This is a genomic window from Marinomonas sp. AWM4_232 (genome assembly GCF_056158325.1).
This window is the reverse complement of the sequence record NZ_JBSWTA010000001.1, coordinates 1,575,990-1,595,742: the sequence shown is the minus strand read 5'-3', so window position 1 is coordinate 1,595,742 and position 19,753 is coordinate 1,575,990. Positions and strand designations below refer to the sequence as shown.

17 protein-coding genes are annotated in these 19,753 nt (G+C 46.8%); 8 read left to right on the top strand and 9 right to left on the bottom strand.

Annotated features, from left to right (window positions below):
- The first annotated feature begins 59 nt into the window (after window positions 1-59).
- From ACXAC1_RS07575 to phoR, 5 genes are all read left to right on the top strand, one after another.
- Window positions 60-1,328 (top strand): HDOD domain-containing protein, encoded by a 1,269-nt coding sequence (locus ACXAC1_RS07575; protein WP_475060512.1) that lies wholly within the window; start codon window positions 60-62, stop codon window positions 1,326-1,328.
- Window positions 1,325-1,885 carry a chorismate--pyruvate lyase family protein gene (locus ACXAC1_RS07570; protein WP_475060510.1) on the top strand — a complete coding sequence of 187 codons (561 nt, stop codon included), beginning with the start codon at window positions 1,325-1,327 and terminating at the stop codon, window positions 1,883-1,885. The genes ACXAC1_RS07575 and ACXAC1_RS07570 overlap by 4 nt, the downstream gene beginning before the upstream one ends.
- 18 nt (window positions 1,886-1,903) lie before the next feature.
- Window positions 1,904-2,758 carry a 4-hydroxybenzoate octaprenyltransferase gene (ubiA, locus tag ACXAC1_RS07565; RefSeq protein ID WP_475060507.1) on the top strand — a complete coding sequence of 285 codons (855 nt, stop codon included), beginning with the start codon at window positions 1,904-1,906 and terminating at the stop codon, window positions 2,756-2,758.
- 84 nt (window positions 2,759-2,842) lie between these two features.
- A complete protein-coding gene (gene phoB, locus ACXAC1_RS07560; protein WP_133561663.1) occupies window positions 2,843-3,538 on the top strand; it encodes a phosphate regulon transcriptional regulator PhoB in 696 nt (231 codons plus the stop codon).
- Window positions 3,539-3,544: 6 nt separating this feature from the next.
- Entirely contained in the window at window positions 3,545-4,912 is a 1,368-nt protein-coding gene (phoR, locus tag ACXAC1_RS07555; RefSeq protein WP_475060505.1) for a phosphate regulon sensor histidine kinase PhoR, read from the top strand.
- 74 nt (window positions 4,913-4,986) lie between these two features.
- Here phoR and ACXAC1_RS07550 read toward each other — a convergent pair whose 3' ends face one another.
- Together ACXAC1_RS07550 and cysZ are read right to left on the bottom strand one after the other, a co-directional pair.
- On the bottom strand, window positions 4,987-5,817 hold the full coding sequence (locus tag ACXAC1_RS07550) for a response regulator (RefSeq protein WP_475060503.1): 831 nt from the start codon (window positions 5,815-5,817) through the stop codon (window positions 4,987-4,989).
- 9 nt (window positions 5,818-5,826) lie between these two features.
- Entirely contained in the window at window positions 5,827-6,597 is a 771-nt protein-coding gene (gene cysZ / locus ACXAC1_RS07545; protein ID WP_475060501.1) for a sulfate transporter CysZ, read from the bottom strand.
- Window positions 6,598-6,804: 207 nt separating this feature from the next.
- On the opposite strand from cysZ, the gene ACXAC1_RS07540 reads away from it, so the two are divergent.
- The 3 genes from ACXAC1_RS07540 to ACXAC1_RS07530 are packed head-to-tail and all read left to right on the top strand — an operon-like array spanning window position 6,805 to window position 9,459.
- Entirely contained in the window at window positions 6,805-7,308 is a 504-nt protein-coding gene (locus tag ACXAC1_RS07540) for a putative pterin-binding protein (RefSeq protein WP_475060499.1), read from the top strand.
- A gap of 6 nt (window positions 7,309-7,314) precedes the next feature.
- Window positions 7,315-9,102 carry an ATP-binding protein gene (locus ACXAC1_RS07535; protein WP_475060497.1) on the top strand — a complete coding sequence of 596 codons (1,788 nt, stop codon included), beginning with the start codon at window positions 7,315-7,317 and terminating at the stop codon, window positions 9,100-9,102.
- 15 nt (window positions 9,103-9,117) lie between these two features.
- Window positions 9,118-9,459: an Hpt domain-containing protein gene (locus tag ACXAC1_RS07530; protein WP_475060494.1), complete on the top strand. Its 342-nt coding sequence runs from the start codon at window positions 9,118-9,120 to the stop codon at window positions 9,457-9,459.
- Between the two features lie 56 nt (window positions 9,460-9,515).
- Here ACXAC1_RS07530 and phoU read toward each other — a convergent pair whose 3' ends face one another.
- The 7 genes from phoU to ACXAC1_RS07495 form a co-directional block, all read right to left on the bottom strand.
- A complete protein-coding gene (gene phoU, locus ACXAC1_RS07525; protein WP_475060491.1) occupies window positions 9,516-10,238 on the bottom strand; it encodes a phosphate signaling complex protein PhoU in 723 nt (240 codons plus the stop codon).
- Window positions 10,239-10,255: 17 nt separating this feature from the next.
- Window positions 10,256-11,086, bottom strand: coding sequence for a phosphate ABC transporter ATP-binding protein PstB (gene pstB / locus ACXAC1_RS07520; protein ID WP_133561647.1), 831 nt, complete (start codon window positions 11,084-11,086; stop codon window positions 10,256-10,258).
- A gap of 20 nt (window positions 11,087-11,106) precedes the next feature.
- A complete protein-coding gene (pstA, locus tag ACXAC1_RS07515; protein ID WP_475060488.1) occupies window positions 11,107-12,819 on the bottom strand; it encodes a phosphate ABC transporter permease PstA in 1,713 nt (570 codons plus the stop codon).
- Window positions 12,819-15,071 (bottom strand): ABC transporter permease subunit, encoded by a 2,253-nt coding sequence (locus ACXAC1_RS07510; RefSeq protein WP_475060486.1) that lies wholly within the window; start codon window positions 15,069-15,071, stop codon window positions 12,819-12,821. Before ACXAC1_RS07510 ends, pstA begins: the two co-directional genes overlap by 1 nt.
- 113 nt (window positions 15,072-15,184) lie before the next feature.
- Window positions 15,185-16,153, bottom strand: coding sequence for a PstS family phosphate ABC transporter substrate-binding protein (locus ACXAC1_RS07505; RefSeq protein WP_475060483.1), 969 nt, complete (start codon window positions 16,151-16,153; stop codon window positions 15,185-15,187).
- A gap of 268 nt (window positions 16,154-16,421) precedes the next feature.
- Window positions 16,422-18,428 carry an ABC transporter permease gene (locus tag ACXAC1_RS07500; protein WP_475060480.1) on the bottom strand — a complete coding sequence of 669 codons (2,007 nt, stop codon included), beginning with the start codon at window positions 18,426-18,428 and terminating at the stop codon, window positions 16,422-16,424.
- The gene (locus ACXAC1_RS07495; RefSeq protein ID WP_475060478.1) at window positions 18,425-19,549 is read right to left on the bottom strand and encodes an efflux RND transporter periplasmic adaptor subunit; all 1,125 of its coding nucleotides are present in this window, start codon (window positions 19,547-19,549) and stop codon (window positions 18,425-18,427) included. Before ACXAC1_RS07495 ends, ACXAC1_RS07500 begins: the two co-directional genes overlap by 4 nt.
- Between the last annotated feature and the right edge of the window lie 204 nt (window positions 19,550-19,753).

Genomic DNA, 19,753 nt, shown 5'->3' with positions numbered 1-19,753 from the left:
TTCATTTTGTTCATCATGCCCTAATATTAGAAGTAGTATAATTCACTTGGGGATGCAGAGTGTCTGATCAAGCAGTTGAAGCGCCAATACGCACTCGAGTTAGGATCGTTCATTTGGCTGATCAAACAGGAAAGTTACAAGTTATTTTTCCTTTTGAAAGCATGCTAGATATGGCGGCATTATCACGCTTAACAAAACGCCGCTTTGATCCAATAGCAAGCTACAATGTTGAAGGCGACCCTTTGATTAGACCTAATGCCATCGCTACGTTTATTGATCAGTCTCTAGCTAGCTGTAATATCATTGAGCTTCGCAATAGTGCACAACATGATTATATGCAGCTCTCTCAAGACGAGTTTTTATCACGTTTTGAAGGGCCCTTAACTCGCTATGAGACGATTGCGATTCCGATATCCAATATCGCCCAACCTGCGGATGATCAAATTAAAGATGTACAACAAATGCAATCTGCACTGGGAAAATTTCAGTCCATGCGGCTAAAGCAGCGCCTAGAGGAAACCTTAGAGATCCCCCCTTTGCCAGCCTCTTCTCATCGCATTATTCAGTTGTGCTCCAATAATCACGCGGGAACAGATGACTTGTGTGATGTCATCAACCTAGACCCATCGTTGTCTGCTCAAGTCATCAGTTGGGCCTCTTCACCCTATTATGGCGTCCGCGGCGAAATTGAGTCCGTTGAGGATGCTATTATTAGGGTATTGGGCTTTGATATGGTGATGAACCTTGCCCTTGGGTTGTCTATGGGTAGCGTACTTCAATTACCCAAAAATGGTCCTCGGCACTATGAAGACTTTTGGTTCAGTGCTGTTTCTTATGCTGTACTCATGGAGGAATTAGTATGCAAGATGAAACCAGGAAACCGGCCTCGACTAGGGCATGCTTATTTATCAGGCTTGTTACATAATTTTGGCTATCTTGCTATCGCTGTTGTGCTTCCGCCCCACTTTGGCGTTTTGGCGCGTTATATTGAAGCCAATGCGCACTTGTCTTCTGATATCATTGAGATGCAAACGTTACATTTTACCAAAGAGCAATTAGGTGCTTGGCTGTTGAAACACTGGGAGCTACCCGAGAGTATTTATACCGCGGTGCGTTACAGTAAGGCACCTGACTATAATGGGCCCCATCATCAGCTAGCGCTGCTGCTTCACTTATGCCATCAACTATTTAATGGTCACGAACCAGGTGAGCAGATTTTGGGCCAATTAGAACTTACCGCTTCAGATGCAAAGGAAGCACACCACAAAGTCATTAGTTCTTCTAGTGAACTCTCTAAAATGGTGGATTTAATAAGCGGATCTAAATGAACCTGCTCGACTCAAAGAAAACACAGCAACTAGACTACCGCTGGCATGCCATTACACATGTTCGTCGATCTGCCATACCCAAAGACATATTTCCTTGGTTAATTACGCGATTTTCGATCACTGCTAAGCTTCGCCATGCGGGTAAGCTACGTGTCGAAGTGCTTGAAGACCGCTGGCAATCGCCGACTCCAAGAGAGCGCATTCGATTGCGTCTTAAACCACGTGAAACTGCTCGGGTCAGATCCGTAATACTATATCTAAACGATGAGCCAGTGGTTTATGCTCGTTCAATCATACCCGCTCGTTCCTTGAAAGGTGCATGGCGATATCTTCCCTACCTTGGAGATCAGCCACTAGGAGGTTATGTGTACCGCTCTAAGACACTTCAGAGGAGTCCGACAGAAGTGGTTAAATTACCTGCGGGGTTGATCCAAAACAGCCATGAGGCATTATGGGCGCGGCGCTCAGTGTTCATTGAGTTTGGTCCGGGCATTCTCGTCAATGAAGCGTTTTATCCTGCTATTGGCAACGCCACCAAGGCCGCGGGACAACTTTAACCAATTAGATGCAACATCATGAATAAACTAAAAGACTACGCAGACTTAACACGTTTTAATCGCCCGATCGGCTCTTTATTGTTGATGTGGCCAACATTGTGGGCTCTGTGGCTTGCGGCAGATGGCTGGCCGGAGTGGCATCTGGTCGTTATTTTCGTACTGGGTGTTTTCAGTATGCGTTCAGCAGGCTGTGTCATTAATGACTTTGCCGATCGTAAGGTTGACGGTTTTGTCGAACGTACTAAAAACCGCCCACTTCCATCTGGTCGAGTGAGCGAGAAAGAGGCCCTGTTATTGTTTGCAGGGTTGTCATTATTAAGTTTTGTATTGGTGCTTCTGACCGACTGGAAAACCATTCTTTTGTCGTTTGTTGGATTGTTTCTAGCAGCACTCTACCCGTTTATGAAACGTTACACCCACCTACCACAACTGTTTCTTGGGTTGGCTTTTTCTTGGGCCATTCCGATGGCATACAGCGCACAAGGGGGCAGTTTACTGGACCCTGAGCTGTGGATGCTGTTTGTTGCCAACAGTTTCTGGACCATCGCGTACGATACTTACTACGCTATGACCGATCGACCAGATGACCTAAAGGTAGGCATTAAATCGACCGCCATCTTATTTGGTCGTTATGACCTATTCGTGATATTAGTGTTACAAGGATTAGCCTTGTCTCTCATGATGTGGATCGGAGTACTCGCTGAGCTAAGTGCCCCCTACTTTATCAGCTTGCTCATCGCTGTTGGGTTGTTTTATCAGCAGTACCAGCAAGCCAAAGACCGTGAGCGCCAAGCCTGCTTTAAATCCTTTTTAGATAATAACCGCGTTGGCTACTGCCTATTTGCAGGATTATTACTAAGCTATTACATTTGAATATGGCACTGATATGACAATTTAACACAGTTGTCATATTTAGCGGTTTTAATATCTACCGTTCCTGAGATGAGGGTATGTCCTGTGACCGGTAAAAAAGTACTGATTATTGATGATGAAGCACCAATCCGCGAGATGATAGCTGTCGCGCTGGAGATGGCTGGCTATGAATACATGGAAGCGGAAAATAGCCAGCAGGCGCATGAAATGATCGTAGATCATCGTCCTGACTTGGTTTTAGTCGACTGGATGATGCCCGGAGGCAGCGGTGTCGAGCTCACGCGTCGTTTGAAGAAAGACGCGACGACGGCGGAAATTCCAGTGATTATGTTGACTGCGAAAAGTGAAGAAGACAATAAAATCCAAGGCCTCGAAGTGGGTGCGGATGATTACATCACTAAACCATTCTCGCCACGTGAATTGGTTGCGCGCTTGAAGGCCGTACTTCGTCGAGCAACACCTCAAGGTGTCGATGACCCAATTGAAGTGGAAGGCTTATTGCTTGATCCCATCAGCCAGCGTGTCTCTATTGGCACAACCCCTATCGAGATGGGGCCAACGGAATACCGTCTGTTAAAATTCCTCATGACACATCAAGAACGTGCCTATTCTCGCGCGCAGTTGCTTGATCAAGTCTGGGGCGGTAACGTTTACGTAGAAGAACGTACAGTTGATGTACATATTCGTCGCCTACGTAAAGCCATTGGTGAAACCCATGACTTTTTGATTCAAACCGTCCGCGGAACAGGTTACCGTTTTTCGGCAAAACGCACGGCATAAGATTTTATGAAGCGAACTTGGCAACGAGCTTTCATTACATGGATTATTGGACTGATGGCTGTGATCACCATCGGTTTCGTACTGGGCCACATTCTCGCACTCGTTTTGATTTATACACTCGGTACACTGTATTGGCAGCTGTACCAATTGTATCAATTTCATTCTTGGCTGCGCCGCTCCGGCAAAGCAGCGCCTCCTGAAGCTACTGGCATCTGGGGGGAGATTTTCGATGCGGTCTACCGTCTGCAAAAGAAACAACGCAAATCTAAGCGCCGCATGCGCCAAGCGCTCAACCGAATCGAAAATTCAACGGCCGCGCTGAAAGAAGGCGTCATCATGGCCGACAGTAATGGCAATTTAGAATGGTGGAATAACTCCGCCGGATTGCTATTAGGCTTGCAGCGCCCGGTGGACCGAGGTCAGCCGATCACCAACATTCTGCGTAACCCAGACTTCTTTAAATACTTCACGCAAAAGCGCTTTGGCGAGCCTTTGGTTATGAAGTCGCCATCAAAAGAAGGGGTGTACCTAGAAGTACAAACCACACTGTATGATCAAAACGATCATCTGATTTTCGTACGAGATGTGACACGTTTGCACCTACTGGAGCAGATGCGTAAAGACTTTGTCGCCAACGCCTCACATGAGCTGAAAACACCTTTAACGGTTATCAAAGGCTACCTTGAAACATTATCGATGTTTAAAGATAGCCTGCCGCAATCCATGCAGCGTGGTATCGTGAATATGAGCGATCAGTCACTGCGTATGGAGCATCTAATTGAAGACCTATTGCTGCTCTCTCGGTTAGAGACCAACGATAAGCGAGAAGCCCATCAATGGCTAAAGCTTGAAGATTTGTGTGAGACCATTAAGAAAACCGCCTTACCGACGCTTTCTGACAGCCATCAACTGAGTTTTGATATTCCTGAAAACAGCTATATCTATGGCGCCTATAACGAGCTTTACAGCGCGTTTTCAAACCTTGTCTTCAACGCTATCAAGTACTCTCCTGAAGGAGGTCACATTGAAGTGCAATGGGTGCAAAATGAATTCAGTGGCATTTTTTCAGTAGACGACCAAGGACTTGGTATCGATCCGCGCCATATTCCTCGTTTAACCGAACGTTTCTTCCGGGTTGATAAGGGACGAGGGTCCGGTACTGGCGGCACTGGACTGGGGCTTGCGATCGTCAAACATGTGCTAATACACCATAATGCCAAACTGCAAATTCGCAGTCAGCCAGGTACAGGCAGCACATTCTCTTGTCATTTCCCAACAGATCGTGTTCGTCAAGAAGCGCTACTCGCAACCGTGGCCAGTGACGCCCCAGACAGTCACGCTACTTCCGTCGAGCAAGAGCCGTCTCAACCTTAAATGGGCTCTCAGTCTAATCAGCTGCCTCTAGTTTTTCTCTGGGCGCGGCTGAATAGGACACCTGCTATTGGCTTTTATAAAGACTGAAATAAGCGATTTATAAAAGCTTCTTTCTCAGCGTCTTGGTCTATCAGAGATAAGGTGACGGTTAAGAAAGCGGAATCAGCTTTCTTCTCAGTGGTCGCCACCGCCTGAACATAATAATTCAAACGGTTTACTTGCTTGTCATGGGATAAATCCAAGACCGCTTGATCCAGTACCGTTGGAATCACATCGTCACTCTTGATCAACATAGTGGCCTCATCCTTGGCAAAATGTACCACCATGCAACGGAACTCCTTACCCGCGAAACGTACTTTGGTTGGGATTTTAACGTCTTTAGAAGATGCCTCAGGGTTAGTTATTTTAGGCGTCGGAGCAGCCTTAGCCGAAGCATTTCCCGCCATCAAGACATCCAATGAGCCAGAGGCAATACCGCCTGAGCTGCCAGAAGGAGCCTTTGCTGGTACACCAAGCTTTTTCTCAATGCCATGTCGTTTGGCCGCCGACTGCACTTTCTGAATAAGTTGCTCGGCCGTGAAAGGCTTTCCCAAATAGTCCGTCACACCCGATTGAACCGCTTCCACGACGTGAGATTTATCGCCACGACTGGTGATCATCACAAAGGGTAATGCTTCTTTCTTGTAATTAGGTTGCTCACGACACCATTGCAGCAGCTCTACCCCTGTCATTTCTGGCATTTCCCAATCACAAAGCACCATATCAAAGGGCACTTTTTGCAGCAGTTGCTGTGCCTTTCGACCATTGACTGCTTCCTCCACTGTCACCGAAGTAAAACGCTTTCTTAGGGTGCGTTTAATAAGGTCTCGAGTAAACGAAGCATCATCGACTACCAAAATTTTCAAAATAAGCTCCTATCGCGTCTGAGACAGCAAATCCGCATAATTAACAAAGCGCTCGCTAAACAACTTAATCCATAATAAGGTCGCTGCTACCGCCGCTATCGGCATGACAAATAAGTTCAAGAAGGGAATGGTCACCCCTAACATCACGATAAAGCCGAATGTCCAACATAGAAGCGGCTTTTCGCGAAGTGCAGCGCGCATATCGTGAAATGGCACTTTATTGTTATCAAAAGCGTAGTCCATGTACTGTAACGCCAACATCCACGCAGAAAACATCACAATCAGCACCGATGTCACCACGTTTACCACAGGGATGAACGACAACAGCAACAACCCTAAGAAACGCGGAATAAAATACGCGAGCTTTTGCAGCTCTCGCTTTAGGCTTCGTCCTGCAATCTTCATAAGCCCCATGGCACTGAAATCTTCATCGAACTGCTTGCCTGTTTGGTGCTCTTCTACTTTCTCAGCAAGAAACGCCATAAAGGGCGCAGCCAAAATATTAACGCCCACAGAAAAGCTGTAAAACATCAGCAAACCAATCGCAATGTTTAGCAGGACATAAAACAACCAGTTTAAAAACGACATCCATTCAGGGACATAACCCATCATCTCGTCCACTGCGACTCCCATATAACTCAACGCAACGGTATACAAAAGGCCCATTAAAGCAATATTGGCGAGTATGGGGGCGAGTAAGAACAGACGTAAGCGGCGCGACAACAATAATGGCAAAGCCTTTACGAACGCGTTAATAGCACTAAACGGGTGAGTAATCACGAAAAATGGTCCCTTTGCAAATAACCAACAGATATCTAGCGTCTATATTTAACCATACTTTTCTCTTTTCAGGAGCTTTAACTAAACACATCAGCCCCTTTGTTTTAGAGCCACAAATCAATGGATTTATGCAAACTCTACGTATGAATTTTGATACACTTTGTTGATCCGATTAAAGGCTTCTACCCTATGAGTCCTCAGGAGAAAATGATGAAAAGAATTGCAATATGGGCACTACTAGCATGCTTTACCGGAACACTTTACGCTCTTGAGGCTCCCAATGGCCCTGTTATTCTTACCGTGACAGGTGAAATATCTGAGCATAATACAGGAGATCAAAAAGCTGAATTTGATTTGGCCATGTTACAACAATTGCCTGCCCATGAAATTAGCACTCACAATCCATGGGAGGAGGGGCTGCATCATTATGTTGGCTTTCACCCAAAAGACCTTTTGGAATTGACTCATGGACAAGGTAGCTATCTTCGTTTTATCGCCTCTAATCAATACATTACAGAAATCCCCGTCACAGACTTTACACAATGGGATGCTGTCGTTGCATACAAAATGGATGGCAAGCCTATTGCTGTCCGCAATAAAGGGCCATTAATGGTGGTCTTCAATTTTGATAAGCACCCTGAGCTTGAAAATGAAGTGTATTATGGACGATCAATTTGGCAGATTAAGACACTGCAAATATTGGAACCGTAGCAGCCAATGAGTGAAGATCACGCTGTGTCAAAAAACGTAAGCTTACTGGATAGGTCACTTGGCAAGCTGCTGTTGGCATGTGCCCTACTCTCTTCAATACTGACCTTTTTCCTTATTCCTTTAGCTGATAGCAGCTCGCGCTTAAACGCGAAGCAAGTATTTGACAGCTCTCGGTGGCACTCATTACAACTACAGTTGCAAACCTACCGTCTTATGGACTATGTGTCGTCAATACAAGCAAGTGACTTACCGCTACAGGGCAATGCTTACTTTCAATACGACCTTGTTTTGAGCCGTGTCGATTTACTACGTAAGGGCGAGTTAGGGCGTCATATTCGAGGGTTCGCAAATGGTCGTGTTACTCGACTGCTCAATATTATTTCTGGAGAGCTTGAGCTAATTAGTTTGAATATCGATCACCTTGAACGAGGTGACTTAGGACAGGTTACGATTCTAATGGAACGCTTACGGGCTTTAGATTCTCAAGTAAGTGACTTCGTCGTAATTGTCAATCAAAGCGCCAATGATTTTGTTACCAAAAAGCGAGCAGAGCTTGACAACCAAATCGAATCTATTCAGCTAATTGCACTATTGCTACTGCTATTAACTGGCGCACTTTTCCTAATCAGCTTCAAACTCGCAAAAAAACTCGAAGGCACATATCGACGCAATAAACGCCTTGAGGAACGCATAAAAGACATACAGTTCGGTAAACTTGAAACCATCCGCCAGATGAATATGGAGTTGAAAATGTCTCTAAAGGGAACGCTTAATAGTAGTCATTCACTATTACAGCAAGACCTTTCAGAAGATATTAGTCTTCCGTTATCTCGTATTGTGAGTAACCATCAACAAGTCCTAACTCAACTTGATTGCTATCAAGACCTCTCTTTAATTGAAGCGAAGCAGTTTCAGATACAGTCTAGTACAGGCAGTCTGAGAGAGCACTTAAGTAGCAGTTTGGACTCCTTATCACAAATCATTAATAGCTATCGTATTCACACCTTGTGTAGTATCGACCCGCGCTTGAATGACCAAGTCGATACTGATTTCCATCGCTTACATGAAATCATAAGCACACTGATCACCCAGTTGGCTCCGTTCTGCCAAGGTGCCGAGCTTTTGATTCAAGTTCGGCCGTCTACTTTACCGATATTGGATCTTTCCGCGCGAGCACACAAACAAGCAACTAAAATGGTTCAGATAAGTATTAGAGATAACGGCGACGGCCTCCCTGAAGCGATACAGTCTGGACTTCGCTGCAACCCTCATAACCCCAATAACACCATTATGAGCCAAGTGAAAAATATGGGGTTAGGGTTTACATTTTGCCATTTCTTAATCGGCGCATTAAATGGTGAGTTACATTTTTCTAGTACCGATAAAGGGTCGGAGATTTGGATTGATGTGCCTATGGGGGTTGATGATTACGCAGCTTCAAACACTGACTCTGCTCTGAACAATTATGTACTAGCAATACTTGAAACAGATGGTTTACTTGATCAAGCTTTAATAAATGCTTTTCAGCCAAGGGTTAAAACAATAGCCATATCAGAGGCAAGTATAAAAGAGCATTTAACCGCCTCTAGAGCGTTACCATTTCATGCCTTGTTTATTCATCAAACGACCCTGTCGTCATCTGCGCAGTTAGATTGTTTACTGCATTTAAAAGAGTTTGGAGTTAAGCTTATCATGCCTGAAGCCTTAGTACGAAGTTATCCAGAGCTGCATTCATGTCACTATTTTAGATATCCTATAACTCCAGTGCAGATGCAATCTATATTAGCCTTTTAAGGGTAGGAGACCTTTATGTCAGTGGACCAAACACAGCTCAAGACACTTCTAGAAATATTAGGGAGAGATACTATTCGGCGGGTAAAAGAAAGTTATATCGAGGACAGTTATCCAAAACTAGTCGACCTCGGTAAAGCGATCACTGATAGCGATCTGGAAGCGGTTGAGCAGTTGAGCCACTCCTTAAAATCTGCCAGTTCAAATCTGGCATTGAGTGGTGTCACGCAAGTGTTCGCCCAGTTAGAAGCCTTGGCGACACAGCAACAAACATCACAATTAGCTATTTTATACCAAGCTGCACAAACATCTTATCATCAAGAAGTGGCTGAGCTAGATGCCCTTCTCAATAGTGAATAACGTTAAAAGGGCTGATAAATCAGCCCTTTTCATCATTTAGCTAAGCAGTTCACTCGCTAGATTTTCTTGTCGTCCTGAGCCACTTTTTCAAGCTGCTCCGCAGGCATATGACGCACGTTGACACCATTGATCAAGTACACCAAGTGCTGGCACAGAGAACGAGAATGGTCGCCGATACGCTCCAGTGAGCGTAGAATCCAAATAACATTGAATACACTACCAATCGAACGTGGGTCTTCCATCATGTAAGTGATCAAAGAACGAATCGCTGTTTTGTATTCAAGATCCACGGTACGATCGGCTTTGGCAACACCGACCGCTAGATCAATGTCCAAACGCGCATACGCATCCAGACTTTCACGTACCATGCGTGTTACTAACTGACCGATACGGCTGATTTCCACGTAACCACGTGGCGATTCGCCTTCATTGATCAACTTCAAGGCATGATTAGCAATCTTTTTCGCTTCGTCGCCCATACGCTCTAATTCACCAACCGCTTTACTGATCGATAGAATCATGCGCAAGTCGGTTGCCGCAGGCTGACGCTTTGCCAGAATGCGCGTACATTCTTCATCAATGATGCCATCAAGCTGGTTGACAGTAGCGTCTTTTGCTTTCACTTCTTCAGCTAGGCTGCCATCGCTTTCAAGTAGCGCATGAATAGCATCCGCTACTTGATTTTCTACCACACCACCCATGGTTAAAAAGTGCTGACGTAGGGTCTCAAGCTCGGTGTTAAACTGCTGAGAAATATGATCCGCTGTTAACTCTCTCATAATCGTCGTTCCTTATCCTAGCCGTAGCGACCAGTGATGTAGTCTTCAGTTTGCTGTTTCGTTGGGTTGGTAAATAGGCTGTTGGTATCACCAAACTCCACCATGTTGCCCATGTACATAAACGCAGTATAGTCAGAAACACGTGCTGCCTGTTGCATATTGTGGGTAACGATGGCAATCGTGAATTCTTCTTTTAGCTGGTGAATCAGCTCTTCGATCTTCAAGGTAGAAATCGGGTCAAGTGCTGATGCAGGCTCGTCCAAAAGAAGCACTTCTGGCTTAACCGCTACGGTACGAGCGATCACTAGACGCTGTTGCTGACCACCCGACATGCCTAAGGCACTTTCGTGTAGACGATCTTTTACTTCGTCCCAAAGCGCCGCTGAACGCAGTGCCCATTCAACCGTTTCGTCGATCACACGCTTTTTGTTGATGCCTTGAATACGTAGGCCGTAAGCCACGTTTTCATAGATACTTTTCGGGAATGGGTTTGGCTTCTGGAATACCATGCCCACGCGACGACGTAGCTCGGCTACGTCGGTGCCTTTTTCGTAGATGTTCGTGTCATGCAGGTTGATTTCACCTGTGATACGACAGCTGTCTACCAAGTCGTTCATACGGTTGAAGCAACGTAGCAGCGTTGATTTACCACAGCCAGATGGGCCGATAAACGCGGTTACTTTTTTCTCAGGGATGATCATGTCGATCCCTTTCAGGGCTTCTTTCTCGCCGTAGTAAAGGTGTAAGTCTTTAACGGAAAGACAAACTTTTTCGTCTTCAATGCGCAGCGCCTGCTGGCTACGTTGCATTGCTGAAATATCGATAGAGTGTGTAGTTGTTTCGCTCATAATAGTCTCTCTCCGCCGTCTTACATTTCCAGCGATTTGTATTTTTCACGTAGGTGGTTACGGATGGTAACGGCTGCTAAGTTAAGCAATGCAATCACGATTACCAATAATAGTGCAGTCGCATAAACCAATGGGCGCGCTGCCTCTACGTTCGGGCTTTGGAAGCCCACATCATAAATATGGAAGCCCAAGTGCATGAACTTCTGATCCAAGTGGATGAACGGGTAGTTACCATCCAATGGTAGCGATGGTGCCAATTTCACTACACCAACCAGCATTAGCGGCGCTACCTCACCGGCAGCACGGGCTACCGCTAGGATAACACCAGTCATGATCGCTGGGCTGGCCATTGGCAAGACCACACGCCATAGTGTTTCTGCTTTGGTGGCACCCAGTGCCAAAGATCCTTCACGTACGTTACGAGGAATACGTGATAGACCTTCTTCCGTCGCTACGATGACCACAGGCACGGTTAACAGTGCTAGCGTGATCGACGCCCACATTAGACCACCGGTACCGAACGTCGGTGACGGTAACGCTTCTGGGAAGAACGCTTGGTCGATCCCCGAACCTAGGAAGTAAACGAAGAAACCTAGACCAAAGACACCGTATACGATCGATGGTACACCCGCTAAGTTGTTAACTGCGATACGAATCGTACGTGTCACAAAACCTTGTGATGCGTATTCACGTAAGTAAACCGCCGCCACGACACCAAATGGTGTCACCAGAATGGTCATCAACAGTACCATCATTACGGTACCGAAGATCGCAGGGAAAACACCACCTTCCGTATTCGCTTCACGAGGTTCAGCGGTTAGGAACTCCACCACTTTTGAACCATAGAAGCCTAGTTTTTCAGCAATGCCCATCGCATTAGGACGGTAAGCACGAACAACTTTCGCCACTTGCAGCTCATGTACGCTGCCATCCATTACCTGTACCACGAAGGTATCACGGTTAATTTCGGCGTATAGGTCGATCAGACGTTGCTGTAATGCTTCATACAGCGCATCTTGCTCTGCACGTTGCGCATCAATATCGGCCAATTTCGCTGGCGTTAATTCGTTGTTCAATTCAAGACGACGCTGTTCCAGACGAAGACGCTCTAGCTTGTGGTTGATCGCACCGATTTCGTCTTTTTCCACTTCGTGAATGTCGTCGTAAATCGTTGTCGCACGCTCAATACTGCGCTCAAAGGCAGCCCAAGTCGCTAAAGCAGAATCCGTTGGCGTTAGGTCCGCAGTTTCAGCAACGACCTTGCCGTCTTCTTTTACGGCTTTTAGGTAACCGTATAAGTTGCCCCATTCATGACGTTCTGCTGCAAACAGCATCTCTGGCTTAGTGATATCTGTGTAGTACTCATCAATCACCCAACGAAAATCTGAACCGTACACATCACGGTTACCCGTTTTCATCAATGAACGCATCATCAAGTCATGATGGTCGGCTACATCGATGCCTGCTTCACGTAGCTGAGCAGCAGGTACTTCCGCTGACTCAACACGCTCCGCAACCAATGTGTATGGCGTTGAGCCAGGTAGACTGTATGTACCTTGGTTAATGTCCGCTGGCCAAAAGTGACCGAGACCACGTACCGCAATCAGCGCTAATAGACCAATTACCATGATCACACAGATCGCCACTGCACCTGCGTTTAGCCATACCCATGGATCACCAGACTTCACCCACTGGGATACGGTTTGATTTTTTAATTTCAGTTCATTACTCATTACAACGATCCGAATTTCTTACGTAGGTGCTGGCGCACGGATTCAGCGATGGTGTTCACAACAAATGTGAAGGCAAACAACACAAACGCTGCCAAGAACAAGATACGGTAGTGCGAGCTACCCACTTCTGACTCAGGTACTTCCACGGCCAAGTTGGCTGCCAAGGTACGCATACCTTCGAAGATGTTGAAGTCCATAATTGGCGTATTACCGGTCGCCATCAGTACGATCATGGTTTCACCCACTGCACGACCCATACCGATCATGATGGCAGAGAAAATACCAGGGCTCGCCGTTGGCAGTACCACGCGAGTCATGGTTTGCCAGTAAGTCGCACCTAATGCTAGAGAGCCTTGTGTCAGTGCTTTTGGCACCGAGAAGATCGCATCTTCAGTGATCGAGAAGATCGTTGGAATCACGGCAAAGCCCATCGCAAAGCCCACTACCAGCGCGTTACGTTGGTCGAAGGTAATGCCTAGATCATTGGTGATAAAGCCACGGATGTTACCGTCAAAGAAGTTCAGCTCGATCACAGGGCTCATCGCCACACAGAACCAACCTAACAGCACGACAACTGGGATCAACAGCATTGGCTGCCAACCATCAGGCACCATCCAGCGAATGCTTTGCGGCATGCGTGACCAGATAAAGGCAAAGAACAAGATGCCTAATGGCAAGATAACCAAGATGCTAAACGCTGCCGCTAGGTTTTCTTCTAGGAACGGTGCGAAGAATAGACCGGCTAAGAAACCTAGAATAACCGTTGGTAGCGCTTCCATTAGCTCAATCACAGGTTTTACTTTACGGCGTAGACCTGGTGCCATGAAGTAAGCTGTGTAGATCGCGCCACAGATCGCCAATGGCACGGCCATTAACATTGCGTAGAACGCTGCTTTTAGGGTACCGAATGCCAATGGCATCAAGCTGTATTTTGGCTCGAAGTCGTTGTTCGCCGCAGAAGACTGCCATGTGTACGTTGGTTCTTGGTAACCTTCGTACCACACTTCGCCCCAGATAGACGACCAAGAGACTTCAGGGTGCTCATTGTCTACCGCAAATACGTTCATGCCTTCGCTGTTTTCAAGTAAAAGAGCGTTGGCACGTGGTGCAAAGCTGATCATGTAAGCAGAATCATCGCTGATGCGCTCATTCACCACTTCACGGCTAGACGTTGCGTTGAAGATTGTCACCACGCCACGATCATCCAAGGTAGCAAAACCTTTACGACGGTGCTCCATCGCCATGTCTACAAGACCCGTTGGGTGAGTAACATCGCGGATGTAAGTAAGGTGCTCAACGTTATTATCATCGCGCACATTGAACCATTGGCTCACGCGACCGGCACTGTCTGCCACCATCACAGATGATTGGCCAAGCAAGTAACGCATAGACACCAACTGTGCATCGCTGTCGATCAGATCAATTTGATCCTTAAGCTCAACTTCATCAATGTCACGGATATCAAATTCAGACATGTTGCCCTGCTGATCGGCAACGTATAGATAGCGTTGATCACCAGAGATCAAAAGAGAGTGAGAGCCTGCAACGAATGGAATCTCCGTGCTACTTTCTGTCAGCTCAACTTCTTCAGTAATGAAGTTCACGTCTTTAGAAAGGCGTGTCACCTGTGACTGTTGATCACCCACTGTCGCAATCGTAAGACGCTCTTCACCATCGCGAATGCTTAGCAAGCGAGGAGTAAAATTAGCGGCTTGGATGCCATCTGTTCCGTATGGATATTCGATGCTTGGCGTAATTAAACGTTCGCCATCAGGATAAGTCGTTTTATAAGCCTGCTGTGCTACCAACACACGACCATCTTCATATGCGAAGGCCATCATACGGCTGGTATCAGACTCTAATGCAAACGCTGTGGGTTGACCTAATGGGTTCTCTACTTTGTCTATGACACGTCCATTCGTCATATCGAAGTAAATCATGTCGCCGTTTTCTGCAACACGGAAACCCACTTCTGTTTGCTCTTCTGAGGTTAAATATAAGCTTTTACCAGACTGTTCAGCCGGTAAAGCATAGCTGTCTTTTTGCTCAATGCTGGCACCTGAAAATAGCGGTGCAACTTCATACATCAAGTAGAAACATATTAGAAGGACAGCCAAGATCACACTGCTACCGCCGATGGCTATGCCAACGCTCGCAGTACGATCTTTTAGCGCGCGAACTTTACGATGACGCTTCAGCGCTGGCGTATCGAAATCCAGTTCGGGTATTTTTTGATCCGCTTTTGTACTCATCCGAATTCACTTTTTATGACATTTTTGTGACAGCTCGCAACACAACAAAAGCAGGAGAGATCAAATCCCCCCTGCTCATTTTGCGTCCTGCAAACTTTCCCTGTTATCCAGTCTTACTGAATACCTAGGTCTTTCATGTATTTCGCAGATACTTTAGCTGGTAGTGGAACGTAACCGTCTTTCACTACAACTTCTTGACCCATTTTAGAAAGAACCATCTTAACGAACTCACGCTCTAGTGGAGCAAGTGGCTTGTTAGGTGCTTTGTTTACGTAAACGTAAAGGAAGCGAGATAGAGGATACTTACCAGTCGCAGCGTTTTCTGGAGTCGCTTCGATTAGTTCACCACCTTCTTTCTTCGCTAGAGGAATAGCGCGTACTGAAGACGTTTTGTAACCGATACCTGAGTAACCGATACCGTTAAGAGATGTAGAAACTGACTGTACTACAGAAGCAGAACCAGGCTGCTCGTTTACAGAGTTTTTGTAGTCACCTTTGAATAGAGCAACTTTCTTGAAGTAACCGTAAGTGCCTGATACAGAGTTACGACCAAAGATTTGTACGTCGCGGTCAGACCAAGCGCCTTCAAGGCCAGCGGCACCCCAGTTAGTGATGTCTTCGCTGTGACCACCCTTACGAGTAGAAGAGAAGATCGCATCGACTTCTGGAAGAGATAGACCTTTGATTGGGTTATCTTTGTGTACGAATACTGCTAGAGCGTCGATAGCAACTGGAATTGCAGTTGGCTTGTAGCCGTATTTTTTCTCGAATGCTGCAACTTCTTTGTCTTTCATCATACGAGACATAGGACCGAAGTTAGAAGTACCTTCTGTTAGCGCTGGTGGCGCAGTAGAAGAGCCAGCTGCTTGGATCTGGATGTTCACGTTAGGGTAAAGACGTTTGAAATCTTCTGCCCATAGCGTCATTAGGTTCGCTAGCGTGTCAGAACCAACACTAGAGATGTTACCTGATACACCACTTGCTTTAGTGTAAGAAGGTAGGTTTGCATCAACGTCTGCCATTACGTTAGCAGAAACACCTGCTAGAGTAGACACTGCTAGAGTCGCAACTAGTTTTTTCATCACTTCAACCTCAATGGTTATCGTCAGTTTTGTATGAATCGAAATCTTTATCAGAGAGCCCGAATAAACTTCGTTTTCTTTCGATGATGAGAACTATAAAGAGGCTTTGTGACAGTAATGTTAAAGCTTGAAATAAACTGAATATTTTTTCGTCAGGGGCCTAGGCACCTGACGAAAAAGAGGCAGTTTAAGGAGGGCCGGAAACTTGTTCGGCAGGTTTTGCCAATAAGAGCGATAAGCAGAAGTATTAAGAGCAACGCATCCTTTATTATTCACTGTTAAGCGCTTGAACCGGCGTCATCTTGGCCGCTCGTTTAGCCGGGGCGAAGCCAAATACCGCGCCGGTTAATAAAGCGCAAGCGAATGCTCCCAAGACCACCGAGGGCACAACGGCGATGGGCAAATCTTCCTTCAACAGAAGCGCCACATCGAGCAGGGCAAAAGAGAATACAATACCTATTGCCCCACCCACCAAAGACACCAATATAGATTCGGTCAAAAACTGACGCATAATATCTCGCTGACGCGCGCCCGTTGCCATGCGGATACCAATCTCTTTAGTGCGCTCCCGCACCGACATAAGCATGACGTTCATGACGCCAATTCCACCCACTAGCAGAGACACCGCCGCAATCGCGCCAAGCAGTAGAGACACTTGATTAATAATTTGCTGCTGGTTGTGTAGTAAGGCCGCGTTATTATTCAAATCAAAATCTTCTACGCCTTTGTGTTGATTGAGTAATGTGCGATGGATAACAGCTTCAGTATGCGCCAAATCATAGCTTTCATTTGCCGCGATACTCACCCAGCTTGGGTCGGTTGGCCCAAGGACACGCGTCACAGCGGTGACGTAGGGAATAATAACCTGCGCGTTTTGATCAAAGGTGTCGTCATTGTCTTTCTTACCCAATACCCCAACCACCTGAAACGGATCATTACCAATAATGATAAATTGCCCGAGCGGGCTTTGTGTTGCACCAAATAATCGCTCGCGAACCTTTTCCCCTATCACTGCCACGGCCGCTGTGCGCTGATATTCCGCTTTACTGAAGAAGCGACCCTCTGTAACCGACCACGTAAACAGAAATGGAAAATCCGCACTGTTTCCACGCACATAGGCACTAAAATCAGCATTGGCAAAACGAATCACTTGGGTCATGCCGACCGTTGGCTCGACAATATCCACTTCTGGCAGTCGTCGCAGTACTTCCATATCCGTATCACTAATAACGCCTTCAGGGGCTCGTGGTGTCGGAGACCGTCCATTTAAATACATTAAGTTTGTACCAAACTGCCCTAACCCTTTGGCAATCTGCTGCTTAGCCCCTTCGGCGATGGATAGCATAACAATCACCGCTGCCACGCCGATAATGATCCCGAGTAACGTGAGCATGGTACGAATTGGATTCGATAGCATGGCGCGCTTAGCTGCTCGACTGGCATCCAGTAGCCCTCCCATTAAGGTGCTGCCCTGTTGGGTATCTGCCGTCGCGGGATCTGGAATCTTTACTGGCTCATTAGGATTGGCATAATCCGCAAGCACTTCAGCTTCCAGTGCTTGCTGACTATCTCCTATAATATTCCCGTCTCGTACTTCGATAATGCGCTTCGCTTGTGCGGCAACGTCTGTATCATGAGTAATTAAGATCACGGTGTGTCCAGCCTCGGCTAGCTCTCGCAAGAGCGCCATCACTTCAATCCCAGTTTGAGTATCCAGCGCCCCCGTCGGTTCATCCGCTAGAATAATACTGCCACCATTCATTAAGGCCCGAGCAATGGAGACACGCTGTTGCTGACCACCGGACAACTGCTTAGGCAAGTAATTCAAGCGCCCCTCTAAGCCAAGACGTTCCAATAGTCCCGCCGCTCGATGCAGCCGCTCAGATTCCGGCATACCTGCGTACAACGCTGGGACCGCCACGTTTTCCGCTGCGCTCTCGCTGGGGATCAAATGATAGCTCTGAAATATAAAACCAAACGCACTACGCCTAAGCCAAGCTAATTGATCACTGGAAAAGTGTGCGACATCTTGCCCTGCAAACAAATATTCTCCTGAACTGGGTCGGTCTAAACAGCCGAGAATATTCATCAACGTAGACTTTCCAGAGCCCGATGTACCAATAATCGCGACGAACTCGCCTGCCTGAATCGACAGTGACAGCTCATGCAATACACGCACAGCTGGCTCGCCATTTTTCTGATCGCCACCATACTCTTTAATGATGTTACGCAACTCAATTAATGGCGTTTCTCCTGCATAAGACGGATCACTCATGTGTTCCCCTTAGAGAGGCCTCGCTCACCAGTGACGACCTGCTCGCCCGCTTGTAACCCATCAATCACCTCAGCCGACCACGTATCTTGGCGGCCAATCTGGATATCGCGCCAGTGCACCGAATTGTCTGGTGCTTTGACTTGTACACGATAGGCTCCGCGCTCCATCTCAACAGGATGCAACGCTTGCAACGGCACCAACAAGACATCTTCTGCCTGCTCCGTCACAAAAGAGACCTGAACCGTCATGCCGGACATCAGTACTCCATCATCATTTGCTACATCAAACTGCACTGGGTAATGCACTATGTTCGGATTCTCAGCGTTGTCTAATGGCGCGGGCAAAATCTGCCTCACCTGCCCATGCCATCGCCGAGTGGTATTACCTAGAGTCGTAAACCAAACAGGCATACCCGGTCGGATAGCCTGAATATCCGCCTCAGCGACTTTCGCTTCGACGGTCATATGACTTAAATCCGCTATCGTCATGACGGCGGGTGTCGAGTACGTGGCATTGAGCGTTTGACCTCTCTTGGCGTCCACCGACAACACTGTGCCATCCATCGGCGCATAAATACGCGTGTAGCCTAACTGTGTTTCATCTCCTTTTAAACGCGACATGGTCTGATCGATCAACGCCTTCAACTCATTGATACTGGCTTGGGCAATTTGCCAATTCGCATACGCTGTCTCCACATCCTGAGCGTGGGTCGCACTGCGTTCAGCAAGCTGTTGCTGGCGACGGTATGTTTGCTCCGCTAACTTGGCTTCCGCTTGACGAGACTGTAATTGCGCCTGTTGCGCAGCAAGCTCAGCTCGGCCTGCATCAACGGTCGACTGCTGCAAACTCGCATCAATTTCAACCAACAGCTGACCATCGGATATTCGCTCTCCGGGCACTACCGCAAGATCCACAATCTGCCCTGAGACCTGTGCACCAACTTCCACAGAATTACGAGGAGATAATGTACCTACGGCAGCCACGACAGCTTTGATATCCCCTAACTTAGCCGGTGTGGTTTCATACATAATGGACTCGGCGCCATTACTACGTTGCAAAAACAGCCAAACCAACAACCCACATACCAACACCACGCCAATATTGCGCAGCCGAATACTCATGCTACTCATACAGAACAGATACCCACAGAAACATTTGCGAAAAGACGTGCCATCCAAAACACATGGCTTTAATTGATATGACGAACGAGGGGCAAAAGAAGGACACGTCTGACGTGACCTTCCTTTGTTTTTGGACATTTAAAATGTGTGGTAGCTATTTCCATTTACAGCTACTATCTGTCGACCCATAGTTTCTGTGAGTTC